This window comes from Hymenobacter cellulosivorans (genome assembly GCF_022919135.1).
In the GTDB taxonomy this organism is placed as follows: domain Bacteria; phylum Bacteroidota; class Bacteroidia; order Cytophagales; family Hymenobacteraceae; genus Hymenobacter; species Hymenobacter cellulosivorans.
In genome coordinates, this window is record NZ_CP095049.1 from 5,139,718 (window position 1) to 5,158,542 (window position 18,825).

The following is an 18,825-nucleotide window of genomic DNA, read 5'->3' on the forward strand; positions in this document are numbered from 1 at the left end:
CATGAAAGCGTCGTTGGCAGACCGTGGATTACTTCTTATACATGGGGTCGTGCCCCTCGTATTTCAGCCACTTAAAGGAGGCGGTGTTGGTAGTAGGCTGCCCGGCCGATGTGCCATACATACCGTACAGGCAGCCGATAAAGCCCCCCGCTACCTGCGTGCTCAAAAAGCGCGCATCTACCTTGTCTTTCAGCACCGTATAGTTCTTGCCATCCTCCGAAAAACGGAAGCTGTAGGTGTCGCCGTCGGCATTGATGCGCAGCTGCACCTTACCGGCTGCCGATTTAAGAGGGGCTTTGGCCAGCAGCTCCGGGCTTTTCGCATCGGTCGTGCTCTTGAATAGCTGAACAACAGGCTTACCATTCTCTACTGATTTGCAGAGGTAGTAGAAGTGCTTCTCATCTTGGAAAGCCACCAGGCCTGCTGTTTCATTCGCCGCCTTGGCCGCAAAGGTCAGTTCAGTTTCGGCGCTGCCAACCATGTGCTGTTGCCGCTTGCCGATGAAGGCTGGGTTGCCCATTTCGGCACAGGTTTCGGGCTTCAGCTTCAGAGTAAGGCCTTTTGCCTTGCTCAGGGAGAAATTGGTGCTGTCTACCGTGCGCAGGAACAGCAGCGCCGGGTCGAGTTGCTTCTCAAAGGTGAGCGTGTAGCCAAAGTTGCCGCTCTGCGGCAGCACACCGGGCTGCTTTACCTCCGGGAAGTTGGCCTTGTAAGAATATTGCACGCCGTTAGGACCCGGGTCCATCACCGGCCACTCGTCTTTCCACACCACGGGCACAATGAAGGTTTCGCGGCCCGTATTGTAGAAGTTGTCTTCGTAGGGCCGCACGGCCAGGAAAATAGCGTAGGTCTTGCCATCGGGCCCTTCCACGAACTGCGCGTGCCCCGCCGAAGTGATGGGGTCTTTGCGGTCTTTGGGCAGCTCGCGCTGCGAGAGAATAGGGTTTTTCTCGTAGGGCACAAACGGCCCTAGCGGCGCCTTGCTGCGAAATACCACCTCCGTGTGGTTAACCGACGTACCGCCCTCGGCCGCATAGAGGTAGTACCAGTCATTGCGCTTCATCAGGTGCGGCCCCTCAATCCAGACCGGCTTTTTGCTTAGGTCTACCCCACCGTTGACCACGATTTTAGCCTCGCCCACGGTTTGCAGCGTTTTCGGGTTCAGCTCGATGATCTTGATGGAGCGGTGACCATCGTAAAGCGGCTTATTGTCGGGCGGGTCGCTGTTGTAGATGACGTAGGCTTTGTCGCCCTCAAAGTACAGCGAGGGGTCGATGCCCTTCACTTCGGGCAAAAACACCGGGTTGCTCCAGGGCCCAGCGGGGTTCTTGGCCGTCACTACAAAGTTGCCCTTGTGGTCAATCAGCGTGCACGTGACGTAGTACGTGCCGTTGTAGTACTCAATAGCCGGCGCAAATAACCCACGGGTCATTCGGTCACCCATAAAGGTCATTTGCGAAGGCCGGTCAATTACATTACCCACCTGCTTCCAGTTCTTGAGGTCCCGGCTATGCATTACCGGGATGCCGGGGAAGTACGAGAAAGTGGAGTTGACCAGATAGTAATCCTTACCCACCTTCACAATGCTGGGGTCCGGGTAAAAGCCGGCCAGGATAGGATTAACCAAGTCAATCGATTGTGCAAACAAGCCCGCAGTTTGCAGCAACAGGGCGGCCAAAGTGGCCAGACGTTTTTTCATACTCTTGATTTTCACGTGTACACTTGCCGGGTGAAGGTACAGTTTAAGCGCTTTAGCTAAAAAAATTATCGGATTCTGGATCCTGTTCCCCAGGCCCATCCGCAGCCAGGGTAAGTCGGCGCAGGTGCGCCAGCCACTAGGCTCTGAAACCTACGCGGTTATGCGGTGGGGCTTTGGATCGGGCACTCGAAAGAAAGCCGGCTCGCCACCTTGCAGAAGGCAGCGGGCCGGCTTTTGTCGAAGCGGCTAGAAATCAATATCCTGGGTTTTGCGCCAGCTTCCAGGTTTGGGCGTCGTTGAGGGAGATGGGCAGCAAGGGCGTCGGATTCACGGACGGCTCGGTGGCGACGTGCGACAGGGCGCGCGCCCGGACATCAGCCGGCAAAATGCTCAGGTAGCGGCCCGTTCGAATCAAATCCCACAGTCGCAGCGACTCTTCCCCGAATTCCACCCGGCGCTCGTGCCAGATGGCGTTCAGCAGGGCCTGACCCGACAAGCCGGCGGCCAAATCAGGCAAGGTACCGGGCGGGGTGTTGGCCGGTTCGTAGGCCAGCGAGCCCAGCGTGGTGCCCGGCGGCCGGGTGGAGTTACGGGCCCGCTGCCGCACCTGGTTTACCAGTGCCACCGCTTCGGTGGGCTTGTTAAGCTGGGCGGCGGCTTCGGCTTTCATCAGTAGGATGTCGGCGTAGCGCAGCTTACGGATGTTTTGCGGGCCGGACTCCGGAGCATTAGGTGCAAGGATGGCCGCCTTCCGGTTGAAATAGCCTGTGGCATTCTGCGTCAGGTCGACGGGGTTGAGAATGCCCAGCACGATGTCGTTGTTCTTAATAATGGTGACTTCGCGGCGCGGGTCGTTGGGTTCAAATTCATCGACCAGGCTCTGCGTGGGGTTGTTGAAGCCGTAGCCAAACGTTTTGCGGTTGTTCTGAAAGATATTGCTGGTGGTACCCACCGAAATCGGGCCGTAGCCGTCGTTGGAGGTAGCAAACTGGATTTCAAACAGCGACTCGCTGCTATTCTCGCCAATCTCCTGGTGAATGGCCGCGTAGTTGGCCAGCAGGCTATACTGGCCGGAGGTGATGACCGTGCTCGTCAGATCGTACACTTCCTGCCAGGTGTGGTTGTTGCCGTTCACGGTGCCCAGCTGGTACATAATGACGCGGGCCAGGTAGCCGTTGGCCGCGCCCTTGGTGGCCCGGCCGTTGTCGGCGGCGGCGTAGGCGCTCTTTTCGGGCAGCAGGGCGGCGGCGGCCCGTAGGTCTTTTTCGATGAAGGCGTAGGTCTGGGCAATGGTGGCGCGGGTCGCGTTGGGCGCCTCGGCGGGCGTCACGTTTTTTTCAAACAGCGGCACGCCCCCGAAGCCCTTTACCAGGTTGAAATAGAAATACGCCCGCAGAAACAGGGCTTCGCCCTTCAGGCGCGCTTTCAGGGCCGCGTCAATGGTACCCGCGTCGATGTTGTTAATCACCGTATTGGCCCGGGCAATGCCCGTAAAGCTATGTACCCACAGCGTCGTCACGGGCGGGTTGGACGGCGGAATGTTCCAGGTTTTGAGCTCAATCAGGGACAGGAAGTCGCTGGGTGAGCTGCCGCCTTTTTCGGCATCATCGGTCATCAGGTCCCCAAACATCCACTCGTAGGTTTGGGCCACGTACTGGCCGGTAGGGTCGCCCCACTTGGGGCCCTGGTCCCAGGCGGCCACGTCGTACACGGCATTAACGGCCTGTACAGCATTGGTCGGATCCCGGAAAAGGTTATCCTGGGTCGTAGTGCCCAGGGGCTCCTTGTCCAGAAAATCCTGGCAGCCCGGAGCTATGGCGGTAGTTATGAGCAGGCCGAGCAAGACGGCGGCGCGGGTGGGTTTCATAGAAGGTAGGTAGGACATACGTGGTTAGAACTGCAGGTTGAAGCCCAGGCGGTAGGTACGGGCCTGTGGGTAGTTGCCGTAGTCCACGCCGTAGGCCAGGGGGTTGTTGTAGAACGCCGCGGTCGATATCTCGGGGTCGTAGCCCGTGTACTTGGTGAGGGTAAACACGTTATCCACCGAGACGAACACCCGGGCTCCGTTCACCTTCACCTTGCCCAGCAACGATTGGGGCAGCGTGTAGCCCAGCTCCATGTTGCGGGCGCGCAGGTAACTAGCATCTTCCACGTAGCGGCTGCTCATACGGTCATTGCCGTTGGTGTCGGTCGAGGTTACGCGGGGCTGGTTGCTGTTGGGGTTGCTGGGGGTCCAGCGGTCCATGCGGCTGGCGTAGAAGTTGCTCCACACGCCCACAAAGTCGGCCGACTTATTCAGGTTAAAAGCCGCGCCGTTCAGGGCTTCGGCACCCTGCACGCCGTAGAGCAGCACCTTGAAATCGAGGCCCGAGTAGTTCAGGCCCAGTGAGCCGCCGTAGGTAAAGTCGGGGGTCGCGCTGCCCAAATACGTGTAGTCGGCGGCCGTAATTACACCGTCGCCGTTGGTGTCCTGGTAGCGTACGTCGCCGGGTTGAGCCCCAGGCTGCACCAACAGCCCGTTGGCGTTTCTATAGGCGTCAATCTCCCCCTGATTGTGAAATACGCCCTCGGCCTGCAAGCCGTAGAAAAACGCTATTTCGCGGCCCACGTCGGTCAGGGTGGTGTTGTTGATTTGCGTAAGCACGTTGCCGCTGGCAATGGGGCTGGCACCGCCCAGGCTGGTTACTTCGTTGTTGATTTTGGTGAAGTTCAACCCTACGTTGTACTGGAGCTTGCCTAGCTCGTTGCGGTAGTTCAGGGCCAGTTCCAGGCCGCGGTTGCGCAGGGCACCCACGTTGGCGCTGGCCGGAGCCTGGCCCACGTAGTCGGGCAAGGGCAGCAGGGCAATCATGTCGCGGGTGCGCCGCTCAAAATAGTCGGCCGTCAGCGTCAGGCGGCTCTCAAACAGCTCGGCATCCAGGCCCACGTCGGTGGTAATGGCCGTCTCCCACTTCAGGTCGGGGTTGTTAATCTGGCTGATGGCCAGGCCGGGAGCAGGTACGCCGTTGAAAGAGTACGTCTGGTTGTTGCTGGCCACCGAGGCATAGCCGTAGTTGGGAGCCGCATTCTGGTTGCCCACCTGGCCGTAGCTGGCCCGCAGCTTCAGCACCGACAGATAGCTGAGGCCCTTGAGAAATTGCTCGTTGGAGATGTTCCAAGCGGCGCCTACCGATGGGAAGTAGCCCTTACGTACGGGCCCCAGGAACTTCGAGGTCTGGTCCAGACGCAACGTACCCGTCACAAGGTAACGGTCCCGGAAATTATAGTTGGCACGGCCGAAGTACGAGGCTAAACTCCCGTCGTACTGACTGCTGCGCACCACGTTGCCGGTGCTGCGCGAGGCCGACGCGTATTGCAGCGAGGCATCGGCCGGCACATTGAAGGCCGTGATGGAAATGCCGTTGCCGTAGCCGCGTTGGGCTTCCTGGCCCAGGGTAGCCGAAAAGGAGCTATTGTCGTCGAAAGTCTTGGTGTAGTTAGCGTAGTTCGACCACACCCACGAAACGTTCTCGTTGCGCGTCTCAATCAGTGCGCTCTGGGCCCGCTGGTCTACCGGGCCGATGTAGTACTGCGGCTGGTATACTTTGGGGTGGTTGTTAAAGTAATTGATGCCAAAAGTGGAGCGGAACGACAGGCCCTTGAACAACTCAATGTCGAGGTAGCTGCTGCTGAACAGATTGTTATTCTGCACCTTGTTGTACTGCTGCTCGTCGAGGTAGCGCGGCACGTTCAGCGCATTGCGCGTGATGTTGTCCTCGTTGTAGGTCCCGTTGGGGCCAAACGGATTGAGGACCGGGTTGGTTTGCAGGGCGTACTGCAGCACCAGATAGGGTTGTGAGCCCCCCTGGCCATCGCCGCTGCCCGTCTGTTTGTTGTTGGTGAACGTGGCCGCCACGCCCGCCTTGATGCGCTTGGTGAGTACGAAGTCGTCATTCACCCGAATCACGAACTTCTTGAAGCCCGAATTCTTGATGATGCCGTCTTGCTGAAAGTAGCTACCACTCACCAAATAGCGGTTTTGCTCAGTACCGCCCGAGGCCGACAGACTATAGTTGGTAATCAAGCCCTTCTGCGTCACCAGGTCCTGGTAATCAATACCTTCGGCATTGGTGGCAATGGCGTTCTGCAGCAGCGGAGCGTAGTCGGGCAGCGCTTTACCGGCGTTGGTAAAGGCTTCTAGCACGAGCGTCGAGTACTGGGCGGCGGTGGTCAGAGGGAGCGTGCGCCGGATCTGCTGGAAGCCCGTGTAGCCCGACAGGTTGAACTGCGTGGCGCCGGCCTTGCCGTGCTTGGTGGTAATAAGCACCACGCCGTTGGCCCCGCGCGAGCCATAGATGGCCGTAGCCGACGCATCCTTCAAAATTTCCGTCGACTCGATGTCGGCGGGCAGCAAAAAGCCGATGTCGCTGGTCTGGATGCCGTCCACCACGTACAGCGGGTCGCTGTTGTTAATGGTCCCCACGCCCCGTACCCGAATGCGGGTGCCCGAGCCGGGTTGCCCGCTGTTGGAGGTTACTTCCACGCCGGCCGCGCGGCCTTGCAAGGATTGCACGGGGTCGGAGGTGGCTACCTGCGTCAGCTGGGCCCCACTTACGGAAGTTACTGCACCGGTCAGGTCGCTTTTGCGGGCCGTGCCGTAGCCAATAACCACCACTTCGCTCAGGGCCTGTGCATCTTCCGTAAGTGCCACGCGCAGGCCAGTAGTGGCCCCGGTCACGGGCACCTCCTGGCGGGCGTAACCCACAAAGCTGAACACGAGCACGCTGTTTTCGGGAGCTTGCAGCGTAAAACTACCATCCGGGCCGGTACCAGTACCAATGGCCGTGCCTTTCACGACGACCGTTACGCCCGGTATACCTTCGCCTTTGGCGTCGACTACCCGCCCGGAGATGGTGACATCCGGCCTACCGGAATCGTTTGCGGAGCCAGACTCGGAAGACGCGCGCAAGACTACACGCTTGTTGGCTACCTCATATTGAACTTTGAGTGGTGCCAATACTTCGTCTAGCACGGCCAGTAAAGGCGCGTCCTGGGCGTTGATAGTCACTTTGCGGTCGGCGCCAACTAGCTGCTGGCTATAGACAAACCGAATATTAGCCTGCCGCGCAATCTGACTGAGGGTTTCCTTTATCGTTTGTGCTTCTACCTGCAGCGTAATCTTTTGCTCAAGTACTCCCTGGGCCAAGGCCAGACGGGAGGCTGCAGCGCCCGCAGCAGCGGAATGCGCGCCCGTTGCTAGTACCGGCAAGCAAACTATTGCTGTTTGCAACAGAAGCCCCCTCACCGCAGACCGGGCAGGCGGTGAGAACTGTACAGTTTTTTTCATAGAGTAGTAGGTTGTGGGAATTTGAAAAAGAGAGAAACCGATCGGTGCTTTCGCAATCGATTGAGTAAGTAGTTGTCGGTAGTTACAGACTGTTCAGCAGCAAGTTGTTCGACTTAGGGGTTCAACTTTTGGGGAGGCCTAGCCACCTAAATGGCTCTGGCAACCTTCGCTATGAATGAGGATGGTGGCGTCGGAGAGCGTGTAGTGGGCGCCCAAGGACTTGCACAGCAAGCCCAGCTTTTCAAACAGGGGCTCGTCGTAGAAGGTAATGCTGACGGTGCAGTTGGCCAGTTTGGCCTTATCGTAGACGATGTCGACCCCGTACGCCTTTTCCAGTGCCCCTAGCACCTCGGCCACGGGCCTCGCCTCAAATTCAAACGGCTGGGGCGCCAGCACCACAGGGCGGTCTACCAATTCCTTTTTCAGACGCCGCTGCGCCGCCGAGTACACCACTTGCTGGTTGGGCAGCAGCAGTACTCCCAGGGCCGCCGGGTGCGCGGGCGAGGCATCTAGCTGCGCCCCTTCCCGGGCCTGAACGGCTACCTTGCCTTCCCGCACCGCCACCGAGGCATCTTTACCGGCCGCGTAGGCTTTCACCCGGAAACTGGTGCCAAGTACAGTAGTAACCACTTGCTTCGTGAACACCAGAAAGGGCCTTTCGGGGTTTTTGCTCACCTGGAAAAAGGCCTCGCCTTCCAGGTGCACTTCCCGACGGGGACCGGCCAGGGCCGTGCGGTAGCGCAGGCTACTGCCCGGATGCAAGCTGATACGGCTACTGTCGGGCAGCCGGAAGTATTGCACCTGTTGGGTCGGGTTGGTTCGCAGCAACCACCCATTGGCAGAAGCAACCTGGTTGAGTTGGGCAGGCGTCCGCAAACGGCTGGTAGCAAGCATCAGCAAGCCCAGGCTGACGGCCAGCAGTGCCAAGGCCGCGGCCCAGCGCCAGGGCGTCGAGGGCCACATTGCTACCACCCGGGGTGCCGGTTTGACCGGGCGGCGGTTTTGCAGCAAGCGTGCCCAGATGGCCTGTTCTACTTCTGCCTGATTTTGGGCGGGCAGGACTTGTCCATCCGCTTGTTCGAGCCGGTCGTACCAGTGCTCGACCAACGCCTGTTCCTCAGTCGTACACTGGCCGGCAAGGTAGCGCTGCAGGAGCTTGTGAAATTCGGGTTCCGTCACGGGGCGAAGGGTTTGGCGGGTTGCTGACAAGGAAGTCACCCAAGTCGCCGATTACCCTCAAGCCAACCCCCATTTATTTTTTACCCGCTCATCCCAATTCCAACCTTTAACACCAGTAATTATCTAATTAACATAGCATTACCTATTTGATAAAAAATAACAAGGGCCAGATCAACATAAGGAAATGGCGCAGATAGAGCCGCATTAGTTTAAGCGACTTGCGCAGGTGATATTCCACAGTTTTCTCGGACAAGTTCACGCGTAACGAGATTTCGGGGATAGTGTACTGTTCCAGCCGGCTCAGGCGGAAGACCTCCTGGGTTTTTTCGGACAAGTGCTGCATGCCCGCGGCCAGCGCCTCGTTCAGGTCGTTGAGTGCCACAGTCGCTTCCGTGCCCCTATCGGCCTCGGACTGGTTGAGGTGGCAGAAAAACTCATAACTGGTCCGGACCTTCTCGGATTTGATATAGTTGATGATGCGGTAGCGAAGGGCCGCAAATAAATAATTGCCTACTTGCTGAACCTGAGCGGTACTGCGTTTGCTCCACAGGGTTTCAAATAAATCCTGCACCAGCTCTTCGGCTACCTCGCGGTTCTTCAGCTTCCCGTACGCCACGTTGAACAGCTGGTAACTGTAGCGCTTATACAGCTCGGCGAAAGCTGTTTCATCGCCTGCCTGCATGGCCTCAAGCAAGGCCGCATCCGGCCGGGAAGCATGATTTAGTAGAGCAGCAGACTTCACGAAAATTAAAATTTAGCAGATACTACAAGTAATAGCGAATATACAATTGAATACCAATTAATTCCACCATTAAGCTCTTCCGCTCCCCTAGCACCTGTCGGGGCTGCTGCAACTTGTAGCAGTAATACTGCTTTATAAGCAAATGTTTTGCCTAGTGCTACTACACATGCCTTGATCCAAAGTCAGGTAAGGTAGTATGTTCTCCTGCAGTAGGCCTGATGGCCTCCTTGCGGGGCGTGCTACCAATGGCTCCTATCAGCATGCATGAGACATGCCTAACAGATAAATCGTTCGTACAACGGCGCCGCTTACCCAAGAAGAGCTATTGTGCTTAGACGCTTGCAAGCCCATCCGGTCGAAATAACCTTTTGAGCTTGCGCCCACGTGGGGCGCCACCTAGTACCGTGGTCCCAGGGTAACAGGGCTCGGCCTGAGGCCGGACCAAAACGAGCAAGGCCCCAACCAGCACGGGTTGAGGCCTTGTCAGGACAGCGTTGCGACAGTTTTTCTATTCCACCACCAGCTTGACGCTCATCTTACCCACGCGCACCAGGTAAAGGCCCGGGTGCAGCCCGACCAGATCGAGGGGCTGCGTGGTATGGGCTTGCTCCCGCACCACGCGGCCGGTCAGGTCGAGAACTTGCACCGGACCTGTAGCATTCTGCACCTGCACCGCGTCCCGGGCGGGGTTGGGCTGCAGGCGCAAGGTAGCCGGGGCCGCAGGGTCGCAGGCTAGCACGGCCACGGGCGAGAAGCTTTCCTTACCGTCCAGATCCAACTGGCGAAGCCGGTAGTAAGCCGTGGTGGCCGCCGGTACCTCCGTCAGCAGGCTGTAGCTCCGGCGCTGGGAGGTAGAGCCGCCGCCGGGCACAAAGCTGATTTTGGTGAATAAGTGGGCATCCAGGCTGCGTTGCACTTCAAAGCCGGCATTGTTTACCTCGGAAGCCGTCTGCCAGGTCAGGCGGACACCGGCCGGGGCGCAGGCCGCCTGGAAGCCAACCAGTGAAACGGGGAGAGTTCCGGCTGGAATGGTGTTGGGAATAAGGTTGATGCCCGCTTCCGAAGTGCCGTAGCCGCTCTTGAAGGCCGTGGCGTTAATCGGGTCAGAAGTTTGCAGGGCCGGCGACATGGCGCTTGTCGGGAAGGTAATGTCCGTGTTGAACGAGCCGTTGGCGCCCGTGGTCAGGGAGCCAATGTAGGCGCTGGGCTCACCATGGGGAAAGCTCTGCCCGTCCCCGGCGAAGACTTCCCCATTCTGGTTGGTGTCCGTGGTGTTGTCGCCCCGGTAAAATTCCACTACCGTACCGGCAAACAGGGTTTGGCCGGCCGTGCGCCCCACAAACCCTTCCACGTGCAGCACAGTGTTGGTCCCGACGGTGGTCACGTTTTTCTTCGTGATAATGGGGTAATTCATGCCCCCGTTGGCCTTGTTCAAATCCAGGGTGCCATCGTTTGGCGTTACCCCGTCGCCCTGGCCATAAGCACTGTTACCGCCCACGCGGTAGGTGGCCGGCGTGTAGTCGATGGCAATCAGGCCCTGACCGCCTGTGGTGCCGTCACCGTTGCCATAAATAGCGTTTTGGGTAATCTGCACGTTGCGCTGACCATAGTTGATCACCACGGCCGACGACTGGTTACCGCTGATAATGTTCTTGCTAATAACGTCGGTGTTGGAGCTCTGGCGGCCGTCGGCGCGCAGCAGATAATGGATGCCGGAGCCCTCCAGGCGGCTGCTGGTGCCCCCTTTGCCGTTCCCCTGAATCGTGTTATTGCTGACCAGGTTGTTTTTGATGGCACTAATCTCGAACTGAATGCCGCTGCTGTTGCTGTCCCGGATCAGGTTCTCGGTAATGGTCAGCGGACCCGAGGCCGCCTGGTCGCCCACTGAGATGTTGTCGCCGCCCGCCGTGGTGCGGCCGGCCTGCAAAAACTCGTTCTGGGTGATGGTATAACCGCTGTTGGCATCGTTGAAGCCACCCGAGTAATTCAGGTTGGACGAGCCGGCGTGGGCGAATATGTTGTTGCGGACCGTACCCGACGGATTACGCAGATACAGCAGGATATTGCTGGTAAGATTAGCCGCGGGGGCCGCAATAGAGAAAGCCGTGGTACCAAAGGCATTGCCTTCGATCAGCAGGTTGGTACCCGAGTCGGCCTGCACGCCGTAGGTGCCGCCGTGAATCGACAAGCCCCGTACCACCATGCTATTGCCATTCAGGGTTAGGCCAATGGTGCCACCCAGCACGGCCAACTCCACTTCCGGACCCGCCACCCGGGCCAGGGGCTTGCTTTCCGTGCCCACAACCCCGCCGGTTCCCAGCTGAATCGAATTGGAGTTCGAGAGAGTCGTCTGGGTTGTGCCATCGATGGCAGTACCAGGGTCCGTGAGGGTCGGCAGGATAGAAGCCAGCGTAATCAGGGCGCGGCTGTTAGTCGTGGCGGCTGAGCCGCTGGCATTGGTGAGCTGGTTGTCGAGGCCCGCCCGTAATCCGGGCCGGGCCGTCCCGTCCGGAATCATGAAGATGCTGGTTTCCTGCCCAGCCGGGAAGTTGGTGCCCGTGGCCGTGCCCGCGTTGTTGAACTGGCGCTGGTCGATGGAGGTATTCGACAAAGCATTGGCATTGAGTATAAACTGGCGCAACGAGCCCTGACCCGCATCATTGGTATTTGTCACCACGTCGAAGCTGAAGCCAAAGTCGATGCCCGTAAAGGTCTCGTTATCGTCGGCGTCGTTCACGGTCGTTTGCACCTGGGCACCGGCGCTTAAACTACCGGAAGTGGTGTTACCAACATCAGCCTGCGTGGGGTCCTCGCCGCCCACGTAATTTAGGTCGTTCACCTGGCTGTTCGGATTATTGCCCGTGTAGCGCTTCCGGAACGTGACGACGGGCATCAAGTTGGTAGCCGTGCCCCGGCTGGAAGTTACCGAACCGCTGACCACTCGTACCACGAACGTATTGTTTCCCGATGAGTAAGAATAGCTCCAGGTACCATCGGTTGCAGCCGTAATGGCCGTAACGAACGTCCCGCCCCGATAAATTTCGACCCGAGCCGGGCGTCCCACGAAGCCGCCAGTGGTAGCGTAAGGCTCCCCACTGCCGCCCCCGTAGTTGACATCCTCAAAGACGCGGCCGGAAAGGGTACCAGCCGCTGCGGAGACGGCACAAAAACTAAGGGGCACAAGCAGCCCTAGCAAGCGGAGTGTATGCTTCATAAGGTAAGAAAGGGTCGGGTGCAAAAAGATTTTTTGGCACTAGGAACGTGACGACACGTCCGACAAATCTACGGATGATATATAGTAGCATTCTAATCTAGACAATCCTTTTTCAGGTAGGCGCCTTTTTATTTAGTCGCTTGCAAGCTTAGCCGGTCGCAATAGCCTTGCACTTGCTTACGCGAGGATGACGCTCGTCAATACCCTGGCAGCTCGTTGCAGTTACAGCTGGCCCCTTTTCCTAGTTTTCTCGTTCATCTGAACGTGTTAGCTGGGGCGGCGGGAGTAGAACCCGGTCGAAAGCGATTCTCCTGACCACTCATACGTTCTTCCAGCCACTGTTCAAATTTGTTCAGAGGTAGAGTACCCTAGACGAAGGTATAGGAGGCAGCAAAGCTGGTGAAGGGTTAGCACAGGGGAAGCTTTTTGCCTGATACGAATGCGTGCTGGTCAGCTGTAGCCTATTTGCTATAAGGTATGGGGCGCAGGCGCAGAGTATCTACACTGCTGCGGATTCTTGCTCAGGGAGCGGGCTATTTGCCAAAGCACCTAGCGGCCTAGAGGCGGGGCCTTAGCGCTATGCTCATTTTCGCATCATCCAGGCTACCTAACTAGCCGTGCAGCTACTCCAGTAGCCATATTAAAGCGGACTTTTCTTTTACCAGGTATCCTGTATTCTCTTCCCTCATGACGCTTTACGAATGCACCTTTTGCGCACTCTCCACCGAAGAACAGCTTCAGGCTCTTTGGAGGAAAGGCACCTTTTTAGCGGCGCGCTGGGCGGGGTCAGACCGCGTATATCTCTACCACATGAGCACCTTTTTTGCCGAGGTGTGTTGCGACCTAAGCCAGAAGCAACTACGCATCCGGGCCTTTACGAGTCCACAGAACCTGGAGGCCTATGCCGCCTCTGTTACACTTGATAACTTAGAACAGTAAGCAGGATCGAGTTCTAGGTTTCGGGACCTGTGTGTAGCGCAAGTCGTTTTGCCCAACTTGGTTTACGGCACCCCTCTAGTTCCAGCAGGAAGCCATTTTCTCCGCCTTTGCCGTCGTTCGGCAGCAGGTACCGGCTCTTTTGCCTGTGCAGTTGACCACCTTTACGGCTCAGGTGCAGCAACGCCAAGGTCTCCTGGGTAGTCAGGTATTGTGCTTCACTCGGCTGCGTAGCGCGCAAGTGGTGCAGCAGGTGAGCAAAGCGCGCGTCCAGCTCCTAGTGGAGGTTCTCCAAGTTGAGGGTAATAACTTTCATGGGTGAAAGAAGTGAAGCGTGAGACCAAAGCAGCTGCGCAGTTGCTGGTACAATGCTCTTCATTTCTGCCCACTCGCTACGGGCATCATTTGTAACAGTGGCTAAGCTGGCAGGTGCTGACGATGCGGAAGTAATGAATCAGACCAAACATAAGACTAGCGAGATGATTCGCCGTTATACCCGACTAGATAATATACGACAGCAAAACGCAGCTCAAAAATTAGGTTTGTGATTAGCTAACTGTGAATAAAACCACTGGAGCTTTACGATCAAAGCTGCTGAAGACAAACTGCGCCACTAGTATGCCAAAGTCAATTCCGCCAACGGACCACAACCTGCGTCTAAGAATTAAGCTGGAGAAGCACTAGTCCGATCCATTTGTTTAACTTTCGGAGAAGAATACGTACTTCTATCTGCTCATTATTTTACGAAAATTATAGAATATCCTGGCTAACAGCCTCAGATCATCAGTAATAATTTCTGCCGAAGCTTCCATGCCAGCACGATAGACGATTTGACGATGGTACGTAGTCGTTAACCCTTCTGGCAGAACAACACGGGCCAGAAATGAACCATCCTTCGCAGGAATATCCGAGATATAATCAATCGTACCACGGACGGCACCAAACTCCTGAAATGGGTAACTGCTAAACTTCAAAAGAACCCGTTGACCGGTACGCACTTTACCTAAATTATACTGAGGGATTTTTATCTCGCCAAAAATTTTGTCAGAATGCGGGATCACGAAAAATAGTTCCTGCCCGCTTTGCACTATCTGCTTTTCCTGTAAAAACGAGGTAAAAATCACTGAACCAGCAATAGGAGAAGATAATATATATTTACTTTTCCAGCCTGCTACTGCACTTTTCAAACTACGCAGTGCCTGTATGTAAATTCCCTGTTGCTTTGAAGCCAGGTCATCCAAATCCAGTAATTCACTCTGCTTAGACGATTGCTGTGCCAAATTAGCAATAGCACTCAATTCAATTTGCTTGAGGGGAAACTGTCTATTTAAAAATTTACTTTGCTGTTGGTTGTAATCGAGGGATGCAATAACTTTTTGTGCAAAGAGTTTTTTCTGAGCTTCAAACTCTTGTTGAGCCAAAATAATATCCTGCTTATAAAGCTCCTTCTGTGCTAACAAGCTAATTTGTTGCTTTTTTAGGTTAACTAAGTCACTTTGCAGTAAAAGCCGCTTATGTTGATAATAGCCACCCACAGCAAAGGCTTCATATTGCATTTTCGCGCGGTCAAAAATCTGAAAGTCGTTTTGTAATTCACCTAATTGATTATAATCAAAGCCGACATTGCGCGATATGTTTTGACTAGACTGTAACGCCTGCTCTTGTGCCTCCAACCACGTTTCCAGCCGCTGAACCTCTTCATGTTCAGCCGTGCTTTCCAAATAAGCAACGGGAACTCCGCTTTCAACACTTTGTTGATTTTTTACTAACAGCTTAATCAGCTTTCCTTCTATACGGCTGTTAACTACCTTAGGAAAATTTTGTGTAGTAAGACGCAAAGAAGCCTTAAGTATATCAGGGTACTTGATTTCATAGCTACCCCAAATAACCAATAATAATAAAATAAAAATTAAGCTAATTCCCCAGCGAGTAATCCAAGCAGGTATTTTTTCGATTATATCCTGCATTTCTTCACTTCGAGTCCGAAGGTTGTTTGTTGCAGTATTTTCGGAATATTGAACGGGGGGCCGATGAGTATCCATAGATGTCAGTTGCATAATCGCTATGCGAAAGGTTACTAGAGTTTTTATAAAATCAGCTGTCTTTAAATGTAGAAAGTTGATTCATATAAATGTAGAAAGTTGATTCATAGTCAGCCAAAGTTGAGTATAGATCATATTCAACTTGTATCCGGCTTCTCTGCCGAATTTAGTTACGATAAAGGTGGCCATCTTTCTATACAACAATAAGCACAAAACTAGGCCCCTAATTCTAGTTGATTTTTTACCAACTCATAGTATTTACCTTTCTGTCGAACTAGTTCAAAATGATTTCCTTGTTCCACCACGTGGCCGTTCTGCAAGACAATGATTTGATCCGCATTCTTGACAGTACTTAATCGATGAGCAACTACAACAACGGTTCTACCTTGGAAGAATTTTTCCAAATTGTTCATAATTGTGATTTCGTTATTTGCGTCAAGCGCGTTAGTTGCTTCATCGAAGAATATATAGTCTGGGTCTTTGTACACGGCTCTGGCAATAAGGATCCGCTGTTTTTGTCCTTGACTTATACCATTGCCCTCCGCCCCAATCTTGGTGTTATAACCAAGTGGCAACGAATCAATGAAGCTTTCAATATTTGCCATTTTAACGGCATGACGGAGTCGATCAGGATCTATCACGTCCTGCCCAACTGCAATATTACTTGATATAGTATCGGAAAAGATAAATCCATCTTGCCCCACGACGCCACAACTTTCTCTCCAGAAATAGTGGCTCACATCCTTCAAATTGGACCTTCCTAATTGAATATTTCCAGATGTAGGATTATAAAATTTCAATAAAAGCTTTAATAACGTGGTCTTGCCGCTCCCACTCATGCCAACAATAGCAGTTGTTTTTCCGGCGGGAATCTTAATGCTTACATTCTCTAGGACATTAGTGCCACCTGCCGTGCCATAGTTAAACGACAAGTTATTAACTGTAATATCCTGTTCGCGGCTTTTTGCATTCGATGGTACATGATTTTGCGACTCTTCATTTTCCATTTCATGAATTTCACTCAGACGTTCCAAACTAATTTTGGCTTGCTGAAATGATTGTACAAATGTGACGAGTTGCTCTACTGGACTATTTAGCTGCCCAATGATATACTGCACAGACAACATAGTCCCTAATGTCATATCGCCCGATATGACTGCTTTGGCGGCCAAAAACGTGGTAAGTATATTTTTACCCTCATTGATAAAATGAGCACCTGTTTGCTGAATTTGATTCAGTGATAAGGATTTAGTATTTAACTTAAATAATCGAGAACGAAATCCCTCCCAACGCCAGCGTTTTTGCGTTTCTGCGTTTGCCAACTTGATTTCCTGCATTCCGTTTATTAGCTCCACCAGCGCACTTTGTTCTTTCGACTGTAACTCAAACCGTTTAAAATCAAGTTTACGACGTGTATTCAAAAATAGAATAACCCAGACTGTATATAATATGCTGCTAAATAAAAAAACCATAAATATTGTATTATTGAAATACATTAAGACTCCTCCAAAAATAACCAAGTTAAATAAAGAGAAAACAATATCTAAGGAGGAGCCAGTTAAGAAAGTTTCTATTCGCTGCTGATCACTCATGCGCTGCATGATATCACCAAATAATTTCACATCGAAGAATGACAACGGAAGTCTCATTAGTTTAATTAAAAAGTCAGTAAGAATAGAAATATTAATCCTTACACTGATATGAAGTAAAATCCAACTACGAATAAACTCAATAGATGTACGACCAGTGAAAAGCGCTATTTGTGCTGCGAGAATTATATAAATAAAACTTATATTTTGTGTATTTATACCAATATCTACAATTGATTGTGTTAAAAAAGGGAGAATTAGTTGTATGATGCTGCCTGCTACTAAACCGACGAAAAGTTGAGCAAGTAGTTTCTTATACGAGAATAAATAAGCAAATAATTGTTTGAATCCGTATTGCCCGCCGACTTCTCCTTGTTCTTCATAAAACGCATTTGTTGGTTCTAATAAAAGGGCAATACCAGTAGACTCACCAGAAGGTGATAGAATACTATTCCAACTTTCGCAAAACTCATTTTTGGAATATGTCACCAGACCGAGCGTTGGGTCAGCAACATGGACATGCCCTTTTTTTATCTTATACACTACAACAAAGTGCTTCTGTTTCCAGTGAACTATACAGGGTAGTGGCGAGTTTTCAGCAAGGTCATCGAAGGAAAGTTGAACCCCTCGCGTATGAAAACCTATCTTCTCTGCAGCCTGACTTATTCCTAACAGAGATACTCCTTCACGACTTATTCCACTAGCCAAACGCAGGGTCTGTAGGCTAAATGATTTTCCGTAATGCTTTGAAACCATCCGTAAACAAGAAGGACCGCAATCCATCATGTCCAGTTGAATATATACTTTAAATTTTCGCATCTTATGAAATTAAGATTTACTCCTTAAAGGGTATAAAACCAACTCAATTGGTCTTATACCCTTTAAGGATGCCCCATTCCTGTGATGTATTATGAGAGTTCATATTAAGTTTACTAATTAAACCTTTATTTGATTATTTTAGCAATGAACTTGCTGATAGCCATTATAAGTACAAGTAAATTATCCAAAGTATTAAACAATCAATTTTAAGGTCACCACCGAAACCTTCCTTTTGTTTAAGGTATTGTGGCTGGCAAAGCATATAGCCTGTATCAGATATGCCATAATAAAACCTCTAGTTGAGGTAGTTGGCACCTCACACGAGTTTCATATTAGATGTAGTCAAATCATACAGTAAACCTTGCCACTTGTGAGCCTTTATCACATATTGGTTGGGTTGAAAAGATATCCAAATTAACAACAGGATTAAGCTATATTCCAAGTTTCCATCGCACTAGGCCAATCACTGGATATCTGCAGTTCGTAAGAATTGCACTTGGTTGAAAGCGAAAAGAAGTCCTTGGGCATCGTTGGGTAGGGACAGTCTACATGGTTTAAAGTACTAACTCATTGCACTGTTAGTGGGCATGCTTGCGCGTAAAGAGTTAAAGCAAAACTAAGATGGCGGCCTGTATGCCCTATATCAGTCTAGTATTAGAACTTTGGTGCTATCCACCCGCTAGAATCAACCCACCCGACAGTATACAGCCATGTTAGGCAGCGCCAGCTTTCCGTATCGCTATAGTGGTGTAATACAGATAGTTGTACTATTAAAAGAAACTTCTGGAAAGCTTTACAGCGAAGATATCAAGAAAGTCTACCTATGTCCCCCGAAGCTCAATATTTTGGAATGGATAGGATGTAGAATTATTCGGGATCTTATCCTCCTTTTATCATTTCCAGACGCCTGCTATTTCGTCAGAACGAAAGTAGATATTTGATACGGGAAATCAATAATCATATTTGCTATATATGCTCACTGTGTAAAACGCATATTTAGTGAGCTTTGTGAAGGCGTGAGGCCATACTTCCGTTGATATAGCGGAGAACCACGAAAAGATCCACTGCCAACCTGTACTCCCTTTCGCGAGACGCGTAATCATGAGCTCTGCCCCCGATCCGTGCTTGTCCGACGCGATACTAAGCGACCACCGTTACGCAGCTAATCGGCTGCCACTTTGTCATGTAAGGCAAGCAGCTTTGCAAACCACTACGGTAGGGCGGCATTATGCGCCGGTGCAACTGGTAAGCGTGTGGGTAACCAAGCAGCGTCGGTGCT

The 18,825-nt window shown here is 52.8% G+C and carries 9 protein-coding genes; 1 reads left to right on the forward strand and 8 read right to left on the reverse strand.

The features are described from left to right. Window positions 1-28 precede the first annotated feature (28 nt). The 6 genes from MUN80_RS21700 to MUN80_RS21725 all read right to left on the reverse strand — a co-directional run bounded on the left by MUN80_RS21700 (window position 29) and on the right by MUN80_RS21725 (window position 12,160). Window positions 29-1,699, reverse strand: a complete 1,671-nt coding sequence (locus MUN80_RS21700; protein ID WP_244716288.1) for a glycoside hydrolase family 43 protein — start codon at window positions 1,697-1,699, stop codon at window positions 29-31. A 253-nt stretch (window positions 1,700-1,952) separates the two neighbouring features. Continuing rightward, a complete protein-coding gene (locus MUN80_RS21705) occupies window positions 1,953-3,566 on the reverse strand; it encodes a RagB/SusD family nutrient uptake outer membrane protein (RefSeq protein WP_244716290.1) in 1,614 nt (537 codons plus the stop codon). Window positions 3,567-3,590: 24 nt separating this feature from the next. Next, window positions 3,591-6,884, reverse strand: a complete 3,294-nt coding sequence (locus MUN80_RS21710; protein WP_244716292.1) for a TonB-dependent receptor — start codon at window positions 6,882-6,884, stop codon at window positions 3,591-3,593. Between the two features lie 279 nt (window positions 6,885-7,163). Beyond that, window positions 7,164-8,204 (reverse strand): FecR family protein, encoded by a 1,041-nt coding sequence (locus tag MUN80_RS21715; RefSeq protein WP_244716294.1) that lies wholly within the window; start codon window positions 8,202-8,204, stop codon window positions 7,164-7,166. Window positions 8,205-8,346: 142 nt separating this feature from the next. Next, window positions 8,347-8,946 carry an RNA polymerase sigma factor gene (locus MUN80_RS21720; protein WP_244716296.1) on the reverse strand — a complete coding sequence of 200 codons (600 nt, stop codon included), beginning with the start codon at window positions 8,944-8,946 and terminating at the stop codon, window positions 8,347-8,349. A 508-nt stretch (window positions 8,947-9,454) separates the two neighbouring features. Continuing rightward, the gene (locus MUN80_RS21725) at window positions 9,455-12,160 is read right to left on the reverse strand and encodes a right-handed parallel beta-helix repeat-containing protein (protein WP_244716298.1); all 2,706 of its coding nucleotides are present in this window, start codon (window positions 12,158-12,160) and stop codon (window positions 9,455-9,457) included. A gap of 687 nt (window positions 12,161-12,847) precedes the next feature. Between MUN80_RS21725 and MUN80_RS21730 the strand changes: the two genes are divergently transcribed. Then, window positions 12,848-13,099: a hypothetical protein gene (locus MUN80_RS21730; protein ID WP_244716300.1), complete on the forward strand. Its 252-nt coding sequence runs from the start codon at window positions 12,848-12,850 to the stop codon at window positions 13,097-13,099. Window positions 13,100-13,821: 722 nt separating this feature from the next. Here the strand turns inward: MUN80_RS21730 and MUN80_RS21740 are convergent. Beyond that, window positions 13,822-15,153 (reverse strand): HlyD family secretion protein, encoded by a 1,332-nt coding sequence (locus tag MUN80_RS21740; protein WP_244716302.1) that lies wholly within the window; start codon window positions 15,151-15,153, stop codon window positions 13,822-13,824. 200 nt (window positions 15,154-15,353) lie between these two features. Then, window positions 15,354-17,546, reverse strand: a complete 2,193-nt coding sequence (locus tag MUN80_RS21745) for a peptidase domain-containing ABC transporter (protein WP_244716304.1) — start codon at window positions 17,544-17,546, stop codon at window positions 15,354-15,356. Between the last annotated feature and the right edge of the window lie 1,279 nt (window positions 17,547-18,825).